The 15,730-nt window shown below is 40.7% G+C and carries 17 protein-coding genes; 6 read left to right on the top strand and 11 right to left on the bottom strand.

The window, feature by feature from the left end:
• Nucleotides 1–97: 97 nt before the first annotated feature.
• Together ACFFGV_RS07745 and ACFFGV_RS07740 are read right to left on the bottom strand one after the other, a co-directional pair.
• Nucleotides 98–3,031, bottom strand: a complete 2,934-nt coding sequence (locus ACFFGV_RS07745; protein WP_377346324.1) for an AAA family ATPase — start codon at nt 3,029–3,031, stop codon at nt 98–100.
• A 2-nt stretch (nt 3,032–3,033) separates the two neighbouring features.
• Nucleotides 3,034–4,257 carry a metallophosphoesterase family protein gene (locus ACFFGV_RS07740; RefSeq protein ID WP_377346322.1) on the bottom strand — a complete coding sequence of 408 codons (1,224 nt, stop codon included), beginning with the start codon at nt 4,255–4,257 and terminating at the stop codon, nt 3,034–3,036.
• A 117-nt stretch (nt 4,258–4,374) separates the two neighbouring features.
• Between ACFFGV_RS07740 and ACFFGV_RS07735 the strand changes: the two genes are divergently transcribed.
• The gene (locus ACFFGV_RS07735) at nt 4,375–4,533 is read left to right on the top strand and encodes a YuzL family protein (protein WP_377346320.1); all 159 of its coding nucleotides are present in this window, start codon (nt 4,375–4,377) and stop codon (nt 4,531–4,533) included.
• A gap of 85 nt (nt 4,534–4,618) precedes the next feature.
• On the opposite strand, the gene ACFFGV_RS07730 is transcribed toward ACFFGV_RS07735, so the two are convergent.
• Together ACFFGV_RS07730 and ACFFGV_RS07725 are read right to left on the bottom strand one after the other, a co-directional pair.
• On the bottom strand, nt 4,619–5,875 hold the full coding sequence (locus tag ACFFGV_RS07730; RefSeq protein WP_377346318.1) for an ABC transporter permease: 1,257 nt from the start codon (nt 5,873–5,875) through the stop codon (nt 4,619–4,621).
• Entirely contained in the window at nt 5,868–6,767 is a 900-nt protein-coding gene (locus ACFFGV_RS07725) for an ABC transporter ATP-binding protein (protein ID WP_377346316.1), read from the bottom strand. Before ACFFGV_RS07725 ends, ACFFGV_RS07730 begins: the two co-directional genes overlap by 8 nt.
• Before the next feature lie 168 nt (nt 6,768–6,935).
• Here ACFFGV_RS07725 and ACFFGV_RS07720 point away from each other — a divergent pair, with 168 nt between their 5' ends.
• Entirely contained in the window at nt 6,936–7,121 is a 186-nt protein-coding gene (locus ACFFGV_RS07720; RefSeq protein WP_377346314.1) for a YhzD family protein, read from the top strand.
• A 41-nt stretch (nt 7,122–7,162) separates the two neighbouring features.
• On the opposite strand, the gene ACFFGV_RS07715 is transcribed toward ACFFGV_RS07720, so the two are convergent.
• The 3 genes from ACFFGV_RS07715 to ACFFGV_RS07705 form a co-directional block, all read right to left on the bottom strand.
• Nucleotides 7,163–7,933 carry an enoyl-CoA hydratase gene (locus ACFFGV_RS07715; protein ID WP_377346312.1) on the bottom strand — a complete coding sequence of 257 codons (771 nt, stop codon included), beginning with the start codon at nt 7,931–7,933 and terminating at the stop codon, nt 7,163–7,165.
• 129 nt (nt 7,934–8,062) lie between these two features.
• Nucleotides 8,063–8,422, bottom strand: a complete 360-nt coding sequence (locus ACFFGV_RS07710; RefSeq protein ID WP_377346310.1) for a YlbF/YmcA family competence regulator — start codon at nt 8,420–8,422, stop codon at nt 8,063–8,065.
• A gap of 93 nt (nt 8,423–8,515) precedes the next feature.
• Complete coding sequence (locus ACFFGV_RS07705; protein WP_377346308.1) at nt 8,516–9,655, bottom strand: DUF445 domain-containing protein; 1,140 nt, start codon at nt 9,653–9,655, stop codon at nt 8,516–8,518.
• 142 nt (nt 9,656–9,797) lie between these two features.
• On the opposite strand from ACFFGV_RS07705, the gene ACFFGV_RS07700 reads away from it, so the two are divergent.
• The gene (locus tag ACFFGV_RS07700; protein WP_377346306.1) at nt 9,798–11,153 is read left to right on the top strand and encodes a YheC/YheD family endospore coat-associated protein; all 1,356 of its coding nucleotides are present in this window, start codon (nt 9,798–9,800) and stop codon (nt 11,151–11,153) included.
• A 106-nt stretch (nt 11,154–11,259) separates the two neighbouring features.
• Here ACFFGV_RS07700 and ACFFGV_RS07695 read toward each other — a convergent pair whose 3' ends face one another.
• The 3 genes from ACFFGV_RS07695 to ACFFGV_RS07685 form a co-directional block, all read right to left on the bottom strand.
• On the bottom strand, nt 11,260–11,526 hold the full coding sequence (locus tag ACFFGV_RS07695; protein ID WP_377346304.1) for a hypothetical protein: 267 nt from the start codon (nt 11,524–11,526) through the stop codon (nt 11,260–11,262).
• A gap of 15 nt (nt 11,527–11,541) precedes the next feature.
• The gene (locus ACFFGV_RS07690; RefSeq protein WP_377346302.1) at nt 11,542–11,934 is read right to left on the bottom strand and encodes a VOC family protein; all 393 of its coding nucleotides are present in this window, start codon (nt 11,932–11,934) and stop codon (nt 11,542–11,544) included.
• 309 nt (nt 11,935–12,243) lie between these two features.
• Nucleotides 12,244–12,450, bottom strand: coding sequence for a zinc ribbon domain-containing protein (locus tag ACFFGV_RS07685; protein WP_377346300.1), 207 nt, complete (start codon nt 12,448–12,450; stop codon nt 12,244–12,246).
• A 122-nt stretch (nt 12,451–12,572) separates the two neighbouring features.
• Between ACFFGV_RS07685 and ACFFGV_RS07680 the strand changes: the two genes are divergently transcribed.
• Nucleotides 12,573–12,734 carry a hypothetical protein gene (locus ACFFGV_RS07680; protein ID WP_377346298.1) on the top strand — a complete coding sequence of 54 codons (162 nt, stop codon included), beginning with the start codon at nt 12,573–12,575 and terminating at the stop codon, nt 12,732–12,734.
• A 42-nt stretch (nt 12,735–12,776) separates the two neighbouring features.
• On the opposite strand, the gene ACFFGV_RS07675 is transcribed toward ACFFGV_RS07680, so the two are convergent.
• On the bottom strand, nt 12,777–13,055 hold the full coding sequence (locus ACFFGV_RS07675; RefSeq protein ID WP_377346296.1) for a metal-sensitive transcriptional regulator: 279 nt from the start codon (nt 13,053–13,055) through the stop codon (nt 12,777–12,779).
• Nucleotides 13,056–13,221: 166 nt separating this feature from the next.
• Here ACFFGV_RS07675 and ACFFGV_RS07670 point away from each other — a divergent pair, with 166 nt between their 5' ends.
• Nucleotides 13,222–14,127: a PucR family transcriptional regulator gene (locus ACFFGV_RS07670; RefSeq protein ID WP_377346294.1), complete on the top strand. Its 906-nt coding sequence runs from the start codon at nt 13,222–13,224 to the stop codon at nt 14,125–14,127.
• A 120-nt stretch (nt 14,128–14,247) separates the two neighbouring features.
• Nucleotides 14,248–15,345, top strand: coding sequence for an oligosaccharide ABC transporter ATP-binding protein MsmX (locus ACFFGV_RS07665; protein WP_377346292.1), 1,098 nt, complete (start codon nt 14,248–14,250; stop codon nt 15,343–15,345).
• Nucleotides 15,346–15,730: the final 385 nt, after the last annotated feature.

Raw genomic sequence — 15,730 nt, 5'->3', positions numbered from 1 at the left:
CACTAGCTTTATTCGACATGTACCTAGAGTATTTTATCACTATTATTCCAAACATGCGAGGTCATGACAAATAAAAACTTAATTTTTATTGGATTTTTTATAAAAAAATGATTTGCTTTTTATTCAGAATATCCTGAATATGTTGTCGGCAAGATAGTAGAATTACCTGCTGAGTACTGGAAAGCTCTTGGATAAGATCTATAAATTCCCTTGTCCTATCCTCATCAAAGTTAACATAGGCATCATCAATAATAAATGGTAAGGAATGCTGAGAGCTCATCACACGACTCAACGCGAAACGCAATGCAATATATAATTGTTCTCTGGTGCCCTGGGATAGTTGGGAGGCCGAAAACCGATCCCCCGAATGATGTACCACGATAAACCCTTCTTCTGAATCTGGCAGAAAGACATCACGATACGTATTATTGGTTAGGATGGTAAAAAAGCGGCGACAATATTCAAGAACGGAAGGCATTCTTTCTTCTCTGAACACTGATTTAGCATCCTCTAGTACTCTGTTAGCTACTTGATACACAGCCCATTGCTTTGCTTGCTCCTTCAGTTTTGCCTTTTCCATTTCCAATTGATGCTTCATGCTTGAAATGGCTTCGTCCCCTTCGAGCATTCTTATACGTGAAGTTATGTCAGAAAGTGATTGTCTGGTGCTTTCTATTTCTTTAGCTACTGTGTCTAAAGTGGATTGCAGTTTTTCTCTTTCTTTCTGAGTAACACTTGGCACGAGAGGAGAGGAAATCATTTCTTCCACAATATCTCTATACTGAAAGATTGACAACAGTTGATGATAGTAATCTTTTTTCATTCTGTCTATTTCCTTGTTTCGCTCTACCTGCTTGCCTTTCTGTATATAAGCTTCCTCATTTTCCACGTTGGCAAACGTAAATAGACTATTAAATTCCTCTTGGTAAGGTTTCATTTTCACTCGCAGCTCTTGTTTTTGTTCTTTTATCGATTGAATCCACTTCGAGTAGTTCGCTGCTTCCTCTTGTATCATTTCACCTTTTTGCTGATATGCCTCTAAAGCACTTAAGATATCCTTACCTTCTGCTTCTTGGGATATATTTATTTTACCTGCAATCATATTGGCTTGCTTCTCTAGGGATGCTATCTCTGTCTGTAGTTGTCTGATGTGTTGTTCCGTATCTTGAAGCTGTACTATCTTCTCTTGAAGGGACGCCAATCGCTGATATGTCTTAGGCCAATACGCTACCTCTACCTGCTGCAGAAATGGGTATGCCTCCAGCTGCTCCTCAATTTGCTGCTCCCATCTACGCTTCTGATGATAGAGACTATTATCCCTTTCCTCTAATTTAATCAGCTCGCTATCTACCTGCTGTTTATTCCTCTTCATTCTCTCTCGTTCCTGCAAAGCTTTATCATGCCTTTGCAAAGCTTCGCGGAATTTCTTTATGCTTGAAGAATCAACCAATTCGGGTTTTTGCTTAAATGGAGAAGACGTTGCTGGAGTAGGAATTGATTGGCGAAGGCGGTAGACGGAAATAAGCGTAAAGACCACTGTCGCCACCCCAAATCCAATAAAAAGCCATTGAGACGTCCAAAACCCAACCGTTAAAAGTAAAACACTAAGTAGTATCCCGCCTGTCAGCAGCTGTTTAATCCATTGTGTCGTTTGGTGCTGAATATGATGATGGTATGATAGGTCAGACTGTTGTCCAGCCCCCATTCTTTCCCATAATTCCTGTTCCTGCTCCTGCTGAACGGCCATTTCTGCTTCTCTATACTCCGAGTCCGATAATATATCTTCTGAAAGTTTTTCTATTTCTTCCGTTAATTGACGATGCTGTTCCTTTGTAGACTGTAGGTGTTGTGTATGCTGCTCTTCTTCCATTTGCAGCTTTCTCTCTTGTTCCACCAGGTGACCCCAGTGCTCTTCAATATAAAATGGAAAAGAAAGCTCATTCATATCAGCTATCGTGAGACCCAGCCCCAGGGAAGCAAGCTCCTCTTCTATTTGCCGCTCCTTGTCTGTATAGAATTGCTGATGTTCATCTAACCGACTATCCTTCCATTGCAGGGTCTGTTTATCCTGTAGGATATTCTTCACTTCAGCAAGCATTTCTTCGTCCACCTGCTCCTGTTGATCCCATTTCCTTTGATACTTTTGTTCATTTTGCTCCATTACTACCCATTCGCTTTGAAGAGGCAGCCAGAGCTCCTTTACATGCTCATATCGATGTAAACCATCCTCTGGGAAATGAACGTCATCGGGCATCCTCGATTGTTCTTGTAGCAGCTGCTGATAACTTTCCAGCGGCTGTTTTGCTTGGGCAAGGCGTTCCTGCTCTACACGCTGTGCTTGAAGTCTAGATTCCTCCTCTTGCAGCCGTGTCAACTCCTCCTGATAATGCTGTTCTTGCTTTTTAAGCTCGTGATAGGATTCTTCCTTCTCCTTTGCGTCAAGATATGTCCTTTCCAGGTCCTTCACTTCTTGTAGCTGTTGATTCAGTACAGGTTTTTTTCCTTGCTTTTTAAATCGTCCTTCCAATTCCTTTTCCAGCTGTTTTTCAAGCTCCTGAATTTGATTGGAACCTGTCATCCCCACCCCAAACAATACATCACCTATATCATTCGTGTTCAGATTCTGAACAGCCTGTATATCTTGTAAATCAAATGAAAAAATAGACTCATATGTCGATCGGTCCACACCATTTAACAACTGCTCCAGAAATTCCTCTCCGTACTCCTCCCCATTGACGAGTGCACAACGTGCTTTTCCATTAGAGTGATCTGGTGTTCGTTCAATAGTAATGCGGCCATAGCGTTTATCCTCCACCACCAGCTTTCCTCCAATGCTGCCTCCTCGTTTGGGCTGATATTCTTTCACCTTCCTTGGTGGGAGGTTAAACAATATGTAAAGCATAAATTGATGAAGAGTGGTTTTTCCTGCTTCGTTTTTTCCATATACATAAGTTAATCCTTCATTGGTGAAAGGGATCGTCTCATTCATCCACTTGCCAAATCCGTATATGTGTGCTTCTTTTATTATCATCTCTACTCCTCCTTTAATAAATGAGGTAATAGAACCTGCTCAGCCAGTTGAATTATTTCTTCTTGTTCCTCTTTCGAAAAAGGGGACAGATATTTTCTAATTTGTTTGTGGTATAACAAATCGTGAATATCCTCTTGAATCCCAGAGCGATTATCCAACTGGCGAAGCACCTCTGCTACAAAATGCGAGCCTTCTCGGAGCTTATTTCTGTTCCATGCAGGTATTACATGTGCTTTCATATTAGTTATGTGTACCCATGGCTCCCCTTCCTCTTGTTCATTCCAAATTTCCTGTAGTTCTTCCAGCATATTTACTTGTTCCTTATCATGGAATGGAAGAGAGCCTGAAAGCTCAAGCTGAAGTAGCGTTTTAGTAGAAGTGGATTTACATTCCTGCTTCACATGATTCACCTGTTCTTCTAAATCCTGAAGCGTCCCCTCCTCTAAAGCGAGCTGTACAGAACGAAACCGTATGACATCTGTTTCCAAAAAAGTGAGCGAAGCATTGTGCTGAGATAGCTCAACTAAATAGCATCCCTTCGCTCCTCCTTCATTTCGATGACGTGCCTGTATGTTCCCCGGGTAAACGATAGGAGGGTCCTGATGGAGCATTTCTCGTTTATGAATATGACCTAGTGCCCAATAGTCCATTTCACGCTTCAACAACTCATCTACTGTAAACGGGGCATAGGTGTCGTGAACCGTGTTGGTAGCAAGGCTGCCATGCAGCATCCCAATCTGATAAGTATCATCCTGGATTTTGTTATATTCGGCATGTTTCGGCTGCAGGACCGAACGTCTTTCATAGCTGAAGCCATGGATATTCGCAACTTTTTCCCCTTTTTTGTAGACCGGAACAGACTGTACTTCTTCGGACGAAAATATAAAAACGTTACCTGGATACTGAACAGGATAATAAGAAGCATCTAAATAATCGTGATTGCCGTGAATGATATAGACATCAATATTACGCTGATCAAGCCGCTCTAGCTCTCTCTTAAAACGGATTTGTGCTTTTAGACTACGGCCATCCTGATCAAAAATATCCCCTGCCATTAAAACAAAATCCACTTCGTTCGTTATAGCATGCTCTACAATATTCGCCAATGCTTGAAAGGTACTATCCTTCACCTCTTCAAAATGGCTGCTGGGCAAATTATAATACCCTTTAAAAGGGCTATCTAAATGCAAATCGGCACAGTGGATAAATCGAACCTTCCTCTTCATCCAATATCTCCTTTCCTACTTTCTATTGATTTGATTGTACCAAATCAAGAACACGAATGCACGTTCGCTTCATAAGATTCGCTTAAGTGGTGAAGCTATACCTATGGAGGTGATACGATGGCAAAAATCAAGAAAAATCCATCTGAAAAAGGAAAGAGCGCCGCAAGTGTCAAAGGCTCACCAAATAGTGGTCCTGTTGAACGCTTCCGGGATGACCCTGACCATCAAACAACAAACATGCAATTTAAGAAGAATAACACCGCTGATCAAGGCTAATCGTATCAACAAGCTAAACTTACTCATCTTTCCATTCAAAAGAGCCCTTTCTTCTATTGAAAGGGCTCTTTCACATGCTCGTTATTTATTCTTTTTTCGATAGCTGCACTGCTTTCCGTATATCCTTTAGAGAGGACGAGCGACCGTACAGCAGCACTCCGCCTCGATAGACTCTCGCTCCAATAAAACCTAACAATGCGATAGTACCAACTAATAAAAGAATAGCTATCGCTGTTTCCCAAACCGGAACATCCAACATACCGACGCGCAGGAACATCAGCATAGGGGTGAAAAATGGAATGTACGATGTCACCGTAACAAAGGAAGCTTCTGGAGTGTTTAACCCGACCATTGCAAGCATAAAAGCAGCCACAATAAGTAAAATCATTGGGGTCATAACCTGCTGTGCGTCCTCCGTCCTGCTGACTATGGACCCTAGCATAGCTGCGATGGTGGCATATAGCATGTAACCGAGTACAAAGAATACTATGGCATATATAAGTGTACTTATTTGGACGTTGGAGAAACCAAAGTAACTTGTAAATGCATTCCCTTCCAGTTCACTCATGTTGCTTTTAACTGACTGATAGCCGACAGCAAGAATTAAAATAAACTGGGTAATTCCTAGTAAGGCTATGCCTAATATTTTTCCAAACATCTGCTTCACTGGAGACACACTGGATATAAGAATTTCCATTACACGCGATGACTTTTCTGTAGCTACTTCTGTTGCAATCATATTGCCATACATCATTACACCAAAATAAAGGAGAAATAGCATAATGTACACCAAGCCTCTAGTTTCATTCAACTCTTCAAAGGATTTAGCATCATCTTTCAATGCAATTTGCTCGAATCCTACTGGCTCATAAATCTGACTAATGGTTTGTTGATCCACCCCAGCATTCTCCGTAGCAACCGCAACCTTAAGCTGCTGCAATGCCTGTTGTATTGCTCCACTCCTGCTCATTTCACTTATTTGATTAGAGTATAGCTTACCTTCTGGTAATTGATTATTAGTTGTTGAAAGAACAAGCAGTCCTTCATAATCTCCCTCTTTCACAGCGGCCTTCGCATCTTCTTCCGTACCCTCATAAGATTCCAGCACCATTTCAGATTGCTGTGAATCCAGCTGTGCTTGTAATGCAGGCAGGTAAGCATCATTCTCGTCTATAACAGCAATCTTATCATCCTGCTCATCACCTGAGAATACATCAATGATTTTCTGAAAGTTGGATAATCCAAGGACCAATACTAGGGTAATAATAGTAGAAATAATAAATGCCTTTGACTTTAGTCGATTCATGTAGGTATGGGAAAGAATAATCCAAAATTTATTCATAGGACGCACCTACTTTCTCAATAAAAATGTCGTTCAGAGTAGGCTCCTCTAAATCAAAGGTTCTGACAAACCCTCTCCCAGCCAATGCTTCAAATACCTTGGAAGCAACGGACTCTGACTCAATTTGAAGCTCACAGCCCTCTGTTACTGCTTTGTATTTCATAACCCCGTTAATATCGTTAAGATAGGTTAAATCGAAGTCTGCATGGATGACAATATTCTTCTTACCAAATGAACGTTTAACATCTTTGAGACTCCCGTGCACAACTGGTTTCCCTTTATGAAGAATGCACAGATGCTCACATAACTCCTCCACGTGCTCCATGCGGTGCGAGGAAAACACAATGGACGTACCCGCTTCCTTTAACTCTACAACGGCTTGCTTTAATAGCTCTACATTGACTGGGTCCAGCCCTGAGAAAGGTTCATCCAATATTAGTAAACGTGGCTTGTGAATCACTGCTGATATAAATTGGATTTTTTGCTGGTTTCCTTTTGAGAGCTCCTCTACTTTCTTATTACGATATTCCGTCGCATTAAACCGCTCCAGCCACCGATCTAGCTCTGTTAAAATATCGTTCTTACTCATCCCTCTAAGCTTTCCTAAATATATAAGCTGATCTTTCACTGTTAACTTAGGATAAAGCCCTCTCTCTTCTGGCAGGTAACCAATGAGGTGGCTTTTACTGTAATCGATAGACTCATTATGCCAAGTTATCGATCCACTGCTATTATCCATCAATCCAAGAATCATGCGGAAGGTAGTCGTCTTTCCAGCCCCATTAGCACCTAGAAAACCAAAAATTTGTTTTTCCGGTATGACAATAGATAAATCATCTACTGCAGTAAACGATCCAAACTTTTTCGATACGTGATCTAATTGTAATGTCATATGTATTTCTCCCCTTTCTCCATTAGTATAAACGATTCAACTCCCCTAAAGGTTCCCAATTTCCAAAATCCGTTTTTAATTTTGCGTCATTTTCATAATAGGTAAGAAGGAAAAATCATGTCGAATTGCGAAAGTATACAATAGAGAAGAAGAGGAGGATTGAACGATATGAAAGCTTATGTGCTAACCGCATTCGCACCAGATGGAAGTAATTTATTAGATGAAACATTTGAGGCTCAAACTGATGACGATGCAAAAAAAATCGGGGAACAGAAGTTAAAGGACGAAGGCTTTGAGGAACATACCCATCGGTGCGTAGCACCAGATGGCCGGATGATTTTATTTCACAGGTAAATATAAACAAGGAGGCTTTATGCCTCCTTCTAGAAAGTCTATTATTCTCCCTTGAAAATCGGTTGTCGTTTCTCCATAAATGCTCGAACCGCTTCTTTATGGTCAGCAGTATAACGTAAATCATGCTGCCATAATCGTTCCTCCTGCATAATTTTATTCAGCTTGTGTAAATTATTTCGATGGTACACTTGTTTTGTACCAATCATCGCTTGGAGAGGCCGAGCTTGCCATTTCTGTGCAATTCTCATTGCCTCCTGCTGTACATCCCCCTCTGTATGAGCATCTACAAGGCCTTCCTGGAAAGCCTCCTTCCCATTGAGGGATTTCCCTTCCCAAGCAAATGTCTTAGCCTTATGTGTTCCGAGACGCTCCTGCAGCCAGAAATGCCCACCACCATCAGGTACAAGCCCCATACCAATAAAATTCATGGATAGCTTAGCATCCTCATGCGCAAGTACATAGTCTGTGGATAAGGCAAGACTTAATCCAAGACCAACAGCCGGTCCGTGAACAGCACTAATGACGAGCTTTGGCATAAGGTAAATCTGCGTCATAACATCTTCTATATCATCCATCACGTGTTGAAAGGAATGTTCGCTCCCAATGTCCTCCATAATAGACACATCTCCGCCAGCACAAAATCCCTTTCCTTCTCCAGATAGAATAACAATAGAGTCATTCGATTCCTCAATCGCCTGCAAATGTCTCTTTAATTCCTGGAGACTCTCATGGTTAAGCGCATTCATTTTTTCAGACCGTGTCATGGTTAAATGAGAAATTCCATTCTCGCTTGTTCGTGTGTAATAGCTCACAAGCACAACCCCTCCTTCAAACTGAAATCCTTGCTATTATGTATCATTCTCGTTTCAGCAGCTATATTCCTCCCTCCCAGATACATAAAAAAATCCCCCCGTAAAATACGGGAGGATATCGTCAAGCTTTTACTGTTGACCTTCTTGATCAGTGCCGTAAAGCTCTTCAAGAGGCTTAGTGATAATACGGCTAACGTCGTTGATGACTTGGTTAAGACGCTGTTCTTCTTCCATAAGTTTAGAGATTTGCTCGTGCTGTTGTACAGTTTCTACTACTTTACGAGCCTGCTCTACTTCTTCTTCAGAAATCTCTTCGCCTTGCATTTGTTTTTGTTGAAGTTCTACTTGAGTGTTACGGAAGTTATCGAACATTTGCTTTGCTTGCTCATCGTTCATAACTGCATCATAAGCTTGTTGTAAGCCTTGAAATTCGTCACTCTCGCGGATTGCTTTCTCTAGTGCATAAGCGTTATCGTAAATATTAGCCATTGTGTATGCCTCCTAAATTTTATTCCTTCATTAAGTCGCTCCCTAACACTATAACAAACGTGTACCGGTGTGTATAGGAATGCGACTAAATTGTTATCCAATCAACATTACAATCATACCCTGAACAAATCCTATTAAACCTCCAAGGAGGGCACCAAGGTACGTAATCATCTTAAATTCTCTTCTAGAAATACCTAGTACCATATGTTCAATGCGTTCCACAGAGAAGGACTCCACCTCTTGCTTAACAATGTCAGACAGATGAAGCTTTTCCATTATTTGCGGGATACGTTCGGACAGGTAGGCACCCATATAACTAACAAGCTCAGGAACCATCTCTTGCACAATATAGGGGCGGATTTTTTCCGAATGCTCCTTAATGGAACGATCCATCCAGTCTTTGACTGGAACAGCTTTCGTCACTGCTTTTGCAAGCCAATCTGATAGTGTATCTGCCCCTATTCTGCCTTCAAAGTAAGCTATGTCCTTTTCAGTCCATTTGTCATACTCCATCTCCAGCAATGAGGTCAGCCATTCCTTCGCTTCATCAGAAGTAATATACCTGCTGATGGCTGGCTGAATCCGATCTGCGATACCATCGTTTCCAAGGAAAGAAGAAACCATATTCCCTAAAAATCCTTGACCTTCTAAATATTTTTCAATAATACTAGTTAACTTTTCCTTACCTGCATCACTAGAGATATAACTATCTATTTGCTGAAGCACATAACCACTTATAGCTGAGAGGCTTTCTTTACCTCGAATAACCAGCCGGTCTCCCGCAATATCTTTTAGTGCTTCTTTACGGTACGTCTCCATAAGTTCGTTATAGCGTTGAATAGTCAGATCGTGCAGGTATCTTTTAATACGATCTTCCGACAGAGGAATGTGATGCTGCTTTGCAAACTGTTCCAAGGTTTGATCTGAAGTCAGCACTCTTTCTACTTCGGATTGCACCCATTTCTCCATTTGTTTTTGAAAGGAAGCATCCAAAAATTTCCTCCTCAATCCTTCCGGGGTAAGCAGATGCTCCACTACCATATCTCCGAGCTGATTTGCTAATTCCCCACGTCGTTTTGGGATGAGGCCGGGAGTAAACGGTAATCTCGTTTTCCCAATATATTTGGCATGAAAAGGCCTAAATAACATCTTAATGGCCAAAGAGTTTGTTACTCCTCCAATAGCAGCCCCTATTGCCATCATCAACACAATAATAAGTATTGTTTTTAACATCCTAATCGACCTTCCTCTATGTACTCAAGTCTCTCTTAAAGCATTAGTATATCCAAAACAAGCTTAGATGAAAAGGAAAAGCATTATTTGTCCAGCCCCATCATAGGATAATGATGAAATGGTCATTCAGGAGGCTAAACCTATGAAATCTTTCCACTTTCACCTTCAATCCTATCGAAGTCACAAAAAAAGATTAATTGTCCCTAAGTCTGTTTACCCTTACCTCAAACAAGTGCAAACTATCTTATATGGGAATAGATCCTGCCCTGTAGAAATTATGACCCACCAAAAAGACGAAGACCACCTTTTTTTCTCAAAAAAAATTATGGAAGACCTGCACTTATATGAGCAGGAGACTGTTTCTTGTTATGTGGAGGGAGAGGCACTATTAGTACAGCCCCTTTTAGGTGTGTTTACTGCAGGGTTTGAAAGTGAGACAGACACCCCGCTGGGGGATAGAACACAGGTATTTGAAGCAATGGCTGTCACAGGACAGTCTTACGGTTTTGACACTATATTCTTCGGTCATCAACATATAAACACTGAGGAAGATACTGTAACAGGACTCACCTTCCGGGACGGTTCGTGGCTTTTCCAGACCTCTCCTATTCCTTATGTAATCTATAACCGTGTACCGAATCGGAAGACTGAAAATCATCCTGCGATTAAGCACGTTAAACAGGTACTTCAATCCTCTACTATTTGGTTTAACGATGGATTCTTCAATAAATGGAAGACGTATGACCAACTGATTCAATCTGGTAAAGTAGCACACCTGCTCCCTCCCACCACATTGCATCCATCTAAAGAAAAGCTAACCTCATTATTACAGCAGCACGGCAGTATATATATTAAACCCATTCATGGCAGCAAAGGGACAGGCATACTAAAATGCACCCTTGTTGAGGAAGATGTGGTGGAATGTATGTACTATGTGCAAGAGAAAAAAATACATCAACGATATTATGATATGAACCATCTAATGGAGCAGCAATTTCCCAGCGGGACACAGGGGTATATTGCACAACCCTCCATCCCCCTACACACCCTACGCTCAAGCCCGATGGATTACCGGGTCCATACGAACAAAAATGAGCGAAATGAATGGGAAGTGACCGCAGTTTGCACAAAATTTGCCGGTAAGGGAAGCGTTACCACTCATGTGAAAAGGGGCGGATCTCTGCACACCCTTACAGAGCTATTTGATGATAAAGAAAGTCAGGTGATTTTTACGAAACTAGAGAGGGCGGCACTGTTAGTTAGTAAAGCATTAGAAGAAAAAACATCAGGAACACTCGGAGAAATCGGATTTGATTTTGGGATAGATAACGAAGGAAAGGTTTGGCTTTTTGAAGCAAATTCTAAGCCGGGCTTTGCGATATATGACCATCCTTCCTTTCACGAAGAGCAATCTGTAATCCTTTCCTATCCTTATCGATTTGCAAGACATCTCTACCTAGAGCGATTACAAGCCAAGCAACCACTGTCTCTCCACTAATAGGAGAGACAGTTTTCTTTTATTATCCAGCTCTATTTAGATAAAAGACAATACTACATTAGAACAGCAAATTGACTGTTATATGTAACATAAAGCTTCCTTCCCATTAGAAGAACGGTCTAATAGCTAAAACAATGCTGACTGCTGCTAAAAGGGTTAAAATAGAAAAAATAATGCGGTTGTTTCTTACCTTTAGACTATAGGCAATAAAAATCACAGCTGCTGCTAACTTAGAGACACTTTCGAGATATGGATTATTAGACAACGCGGAGCTGCTGAATACAATCGTTATAAAAAACATCGACAGGATTAGCACCTTAAACCAAATCGCCTCGATCATAAATGCTTTTACCATAAACTTAATACGATCCACCATATCCCCCCAGTATTAAATGACTTTTTTATCCGATTCCATTACAGCAAAGTAATTATCCTCATAATCAGAAAAGTTAAAAACTTTACCAGTAGGCATGTGGACAATTTCCCCTACTGTCACCTGTTTGGCTTTTAAATCCTCATGAAGAGACTCAATATCAAGGGAATAGAACATCAAAGAAGGGGTTCCAAGATTCAATTTCGGTTCCATCTTCGCTATTAATTCCTTATCATGCAGCACAATACTAGTTTCGATATCTTTCGAAGGTGCTAACTCAATCCATCTCATCCCTTGACCATCGTTCTGGTCAGAAATAACACTAAAGCCCATTTTCTCTGTCCAAAACGCAACAGCCCTTGTTTGATCGGAAACATATAGCATAACTTGCCCAATCTTCTCAATCATCCTCATCGCCTCCTATTAATTATCCTATCTTAATGCCTTTTAACTTCTATAATACTCTTGCAAAATCCTTTATTTATTAGAGCTATCATTTTAAAAGCGCTTTTAATTTTTAAAAATAGCACCTAACCTAAATGTTCAGGAATGGCTCTTAAATGTTGAATATCACTCTTAAGCCCTGCAGAGGCTAAACATAGAGAAAATCAGCTAATAAATAAAGAAAAGCTCCCTTCCCTATTAAAGGTTCAGGAGCATTTTTGGATGAGGAACCATATTGCATGATAAAACCACTATTCACATAGTAGTTTCTGTTTATCCAAAGAAGAAGTCTATTACATTCCCTGAGGCTGAGGCATTCTTATTATAAAATTCAGAGTACCCACAGCTTTTGCAGAATACGACTGTAAACTTATTATGCTGGACATCAAACATTTTGGAGAATCCTGACCCAGTCATAGCTACTTCTTTCGTACCAGCGTCTTTACTTCCACACTTTACACAGCCTTTTTCGCCACTCATATCTATTCTCTCCTTTGCTTCATTTCTATTAGGTAATACGGTCGGACCCCGTTTTCGGTTTCATCGGTAATACATATCCTAGAGGACCATGGCAACAATAACGGAAAAAGGAGGGATTCTCAGTGACAGATCCGAAAAAGGACAATCAGAAGGAAAGCCGAGAACAGTACGAAGTAGATGTAGATCGCATGATTAATGAAGGGCTTGCTGGTGGTACGGTTCACTCTAAATATGACCGCGAGCAATTAGAGGAAGCAAGAGATTTACCAGAACAATCTCAATAAAAAAAGCACCACCCCGCTTTTGCGAGTGGTGCCCATTTTCATTTATCTACTTTTAACAAGCATTTGAACTGCTTCTTGAATCAATTCGTCGGTTGGTTCTCCGTTTTCTTCGGAGTTACGGATACATGTCTCTAAATTTTTGGCCACGATATATCCAATAGATCGATCCATTGCCGATCTAGCTGCAGAAAGCTGTGTAATAACATCCTTACACTCTTTCTCTTCTTCCATCATTTTTAGGACACCGCGAATTTGACCTTCCACACGCTTCAGGCGATTTTTCATATCCTGCGTATATTGGTTCATTTCAGCTGTTTCCATCACGATTACCCCCTTTATAAGGTCTATCTATATTACAGTGACTTCGTATTCTACCAATTCTTCACTATATTATACAATACCAGCGCATGGAAAAAAAGGCTGAGGATTTAGTCTATGCGCTTCCCTTGTTATACTAGAGACAAAAAGAAAGAGGTTTTCCCTCCACATGTATGAAAAATTAAAGCAATTGTATCCAAACATGATTCTTTTGACACCAAACTTACATATTTCAATCGATCAGTACTATTGGTTTAAAACCGATGATCCTTATATTGTTGGATTTCTCAGGCAGAATTTATCTGAACAAGAGTACAATTTGTTATCTGCTTTTCTCGAACCGTATGAGCTGGATCGCTCTGGTTTATCAACGAGAGAACAACTTTGGCACGAGTGGATTTACCATCAAGGAGAAGAGAACTTACCAAGTATTAGAGAAACATTTCCATATCAGTATCGCTATATCTTCTTTTCTTTACGAGGCGATGAAGTGGACTATGAAGCGTTCTATGAAGCCATTCAATCCATGTTTCCACACAAAATGCCACTGCTCTGGGAAAATGATCATCAAGGGTTTATTATTGAGGAACGTTTTGAAAACAAGGAGGAAGAGGTTTCATTCGAGCAAATAATTGATGTGTTAATGAGCGATTTTTACATACGGCTGCAATTATACATATCTCCCTACTATTCCTCTAAATCCTATATTCAGAAAGGGTTTACATGGGGGAGCCGGTGCTTCCAGCTCAGCTCCTTTATAGCAAAGCCAGTGGTAACCTATCAGGAAATAATGCCTTTGATATATACCAATAGTTTGAATCAGATAGATAGAGAATATATTCACCATACTATTCTCCATAGCGTAATGGATGAACCAGATTTACTCCATACCATCCAAACTTTTTTAGAATGTAACTCTAACGCCACCTCTGCAGCGAAGCAGTTATTTATGCACCGCAACAGCCTGCAATATCGGGTAGACAAATTCACAGAAAAAACAGGTATAGATGTAAAACAATTCCACGGCGCTATCATAACCTACCTCGCCATCCTCCAAGTCCGAGACGCTTTATAAAAGATAGAGTGCACAAAAACGCAACACTTTCTTTGTGCACTTATACCATTTACCATGAAAGCGTTCTCCTATACACTATGGGTAATTGATAAATCGCTTACATAACAAGGAGGACATAACATGGCAGAGATTACGCTTAGCAACATTCAAAAGGTATATGATAAAAACGTAACTGCAGTACAAGACTTTAATTTAGATATTGGCGATAAGGAGTTTATCGTTTTTGTCGGTCCATCTGGCTGTGGTAAATCTACTACTCTACGGATGATTGCCGGTTTGGAAGAGATTTCAGACGGGGATTTCTATATTGATGAAACACGCATGAACGAGGTAGCCCCAAAGGACCGCGATATCGCAATGGTATTCCAAAACTATGCATTATATCCTCATATGAACGTATATGACAATATGGCCTTCGGCTTAAAGCTTCGTAAGTTTAAGAAGGATGAAATTGAACGTCGTGTAAACGATGCTGCTAAGATACTAGGACTAGAAGGATATTTAGACCGTAAACCAAAAGCGCTATCCGGCGGTCAGCGTCAACGTGTTGCTCTTGGCCGTGCCATTGTCCGTGATGCGAAGGTATTCCTTATGGACGAACCTCTATCTAATTTGGATGCTAAGCTGCGTGTACAAATGCGTGCAGAGATCCAGAAGCTGCACCAGCGTCTTCAAACAACTACTATTTATGTTACACACGACCAAACGGAAGCGATGACAATGGCTACCCGCCTAGTCGTTATGAAAGACGGGATAATTCAACAGGTTGGCCGTCCAAAAGAAGTATATGACGAGCCGGAAAACGTATTTGTTGGAGGCTTTATTGGCTCACCTGCCATGAACTTCCTTTATGGCAAATTGACAGAAGGGTATTTCGAAATGGAAAATACCAAGCTTAAAGTCCCAGAAGGCAAAATGAAACTAATGCGTGAGCAAGGGTATGTTGGCAAGGAGATTATTCTTGGAGTTCGACCAGAGGACATCCATGATGAACCTGTCTTTATCGAATCAACCCCAGATACCCAGCTTCAGGCAAAAATTGATGTAGCAGAATTAATGGGATCTGAAACCTATCTTTATACCTCTGTCAGTGGTCAAGAATTTGTCGCAAGGGTTGATTCTCGTACTGATATTGATGGCGGCCAAACAATTGACCTGGCATTAGACTTAAACAAAGCGCATTTCTTTGACAGCGAATCTGAACTGAGAATTCGCTAAATCATTAACTCTGTTTCCCCTTTTATTTATATATATATTCACAAAACCCCCTGAGGCCTATTTCTAACCTCAGGGGGTTTTGTGTGGGGGTTCCCAATTCAGTCATAAGGACGAACGAAAGCGTGCAAGACTTCCGTTGAAAATGGATGATGATCAGAAACTACGCATTGGGTGGGACAAGCAGGAAAGTAAGTGTTTTTATAACGTTTCCAACCTCTCACCTATATACATTTCTTCAAACCGCACCCCGCTGTTATGGATAAACCTTACATTAACATTGGTCTTTAACCAGCCCTCTAGTATAATGACCATATTCATTTAGTCGTTTTCAAACTTCATTTCTAACAAATTATAAAGAAATTCTTAATTTTTATATATAAGCCTA

The sequence above is a fragment of the Pontibacillus salicampi genome, assembly GCF_042434395.1.
Taxonomy (GTDB): domain Bacteria; phylum Bacillota; class Bacilli; order Bacillales; family BH030062; genus Pontibacillus; species Pontibacillus salicampi.
The sequence above is the reverse complement of the archived record's forward strand: the minus strand, read 5'-3'. Positions and strand labels throughout refer to the sequence as shown.

Excerpts from the sequence above, each read along its gene's own strand:
- ACFFGV_RS07745 (WP_377346324.1), bottom strand. The coding sequence starts at position 3,031 with ATGATAATAAAAGAAGCACACATATACGGATTTGGCAAGTGGATGAAT.
- ACFFGV_RS07740 (WP_377346322.1), bottom strand. The coding sequence starts at position 4,257 with ATGAAGAGGAAGGTTCGATTTATCCACTGTGCCGATTTGCATTTAGAT.
- ACFFGV_RS07735 (WP_377346320.1), top strand. The coding sequence starts at position 4,375 with ATGGCAAAAATCAAGAAAAATCCATCTGAAAAAGGAAAGAGCGCCGCA.
- ACFFGV_RS07730 (WP_377346318.1), bottom strand. The coding sequence starts at position 5,875 with ATGAATAAATTTTGGATTATTCTTTCCCATACCTACATGAATCGACTA.
- ACFFGV_RS07725 (WP_377346316.1), bottom strand. The coding sequence starts at position 6,767 with ATGACATTACAATTAGATCACGTATCGAAAAAGTTTGGATCGTTTACT.
- ACFFGV_RS07720 (WP_377346314.1), top strand. The coding sequence starts at position 6,936 with ATGAAAGCTTATGTGCTAACCGCATTCGCACCAGATGGAAGTAATTTA.
- ACFFGV_RS07710 (WP_377346310.1), bottom strand. The coding sequence starts at position 8,422 with ATGGCTAATATTTACGATAACGCTTATGCACTAGAGAAAGCAATCCGC.
- ACFFGV_RS07705 (WP_377346308.1), bottom strand. The coding sequence starts at position 9,655 with ATGTTAAAAACAATACTTATTATTGTGTTGATGATGGCAATAGGGGCT.
- ACFFGV_RS07700 (WP_377346306.1), top strand. The coding sequence starts at position 9,798 with ATGAAATCTTTCCACTTTCACCTTCAATCCTATCGAAGTCACAAAAAA.
- ACFFGV_RS07690 (WP_377346302.1), bottom strand. The coding sequence starts at position 11,934 with ATGATTGAGAAGATTGGGCAAGTTATGCTATATGTTTCCGATCAAACA.
- ACFFGV_RS07685 (WP_377346300.1), bottom strand. The coding sequence starts at position 12,450 with ATGAGTGGCGAAAAAGGCTGTGTAAAGTGTGGAAGTAAAGACGCTGGT.
- ACFFGV_RS07675 (WP_377346296.1), bottom strand. The coding sequence starts at position 13,055 with ATGGAAACAGCTGAAATGAACCAATATACGCAGGATATGAAAAATCGC.
- ACFFGV_RS07670 (WP_377346294.1), top strand. The coding sequence starts at position 13,222 with ATGTATGAAAAATTAAAGCAATTGTATCCAAACATGATTCTTTTGACA.
- ACFFGV_RS07665 (WP_377346292.1), top strand. The coding sequence starts at position 14,248 with ATGGCAGAGATTACGCTTAGCAACATTCAAAAGGTATATGATAAAAAC.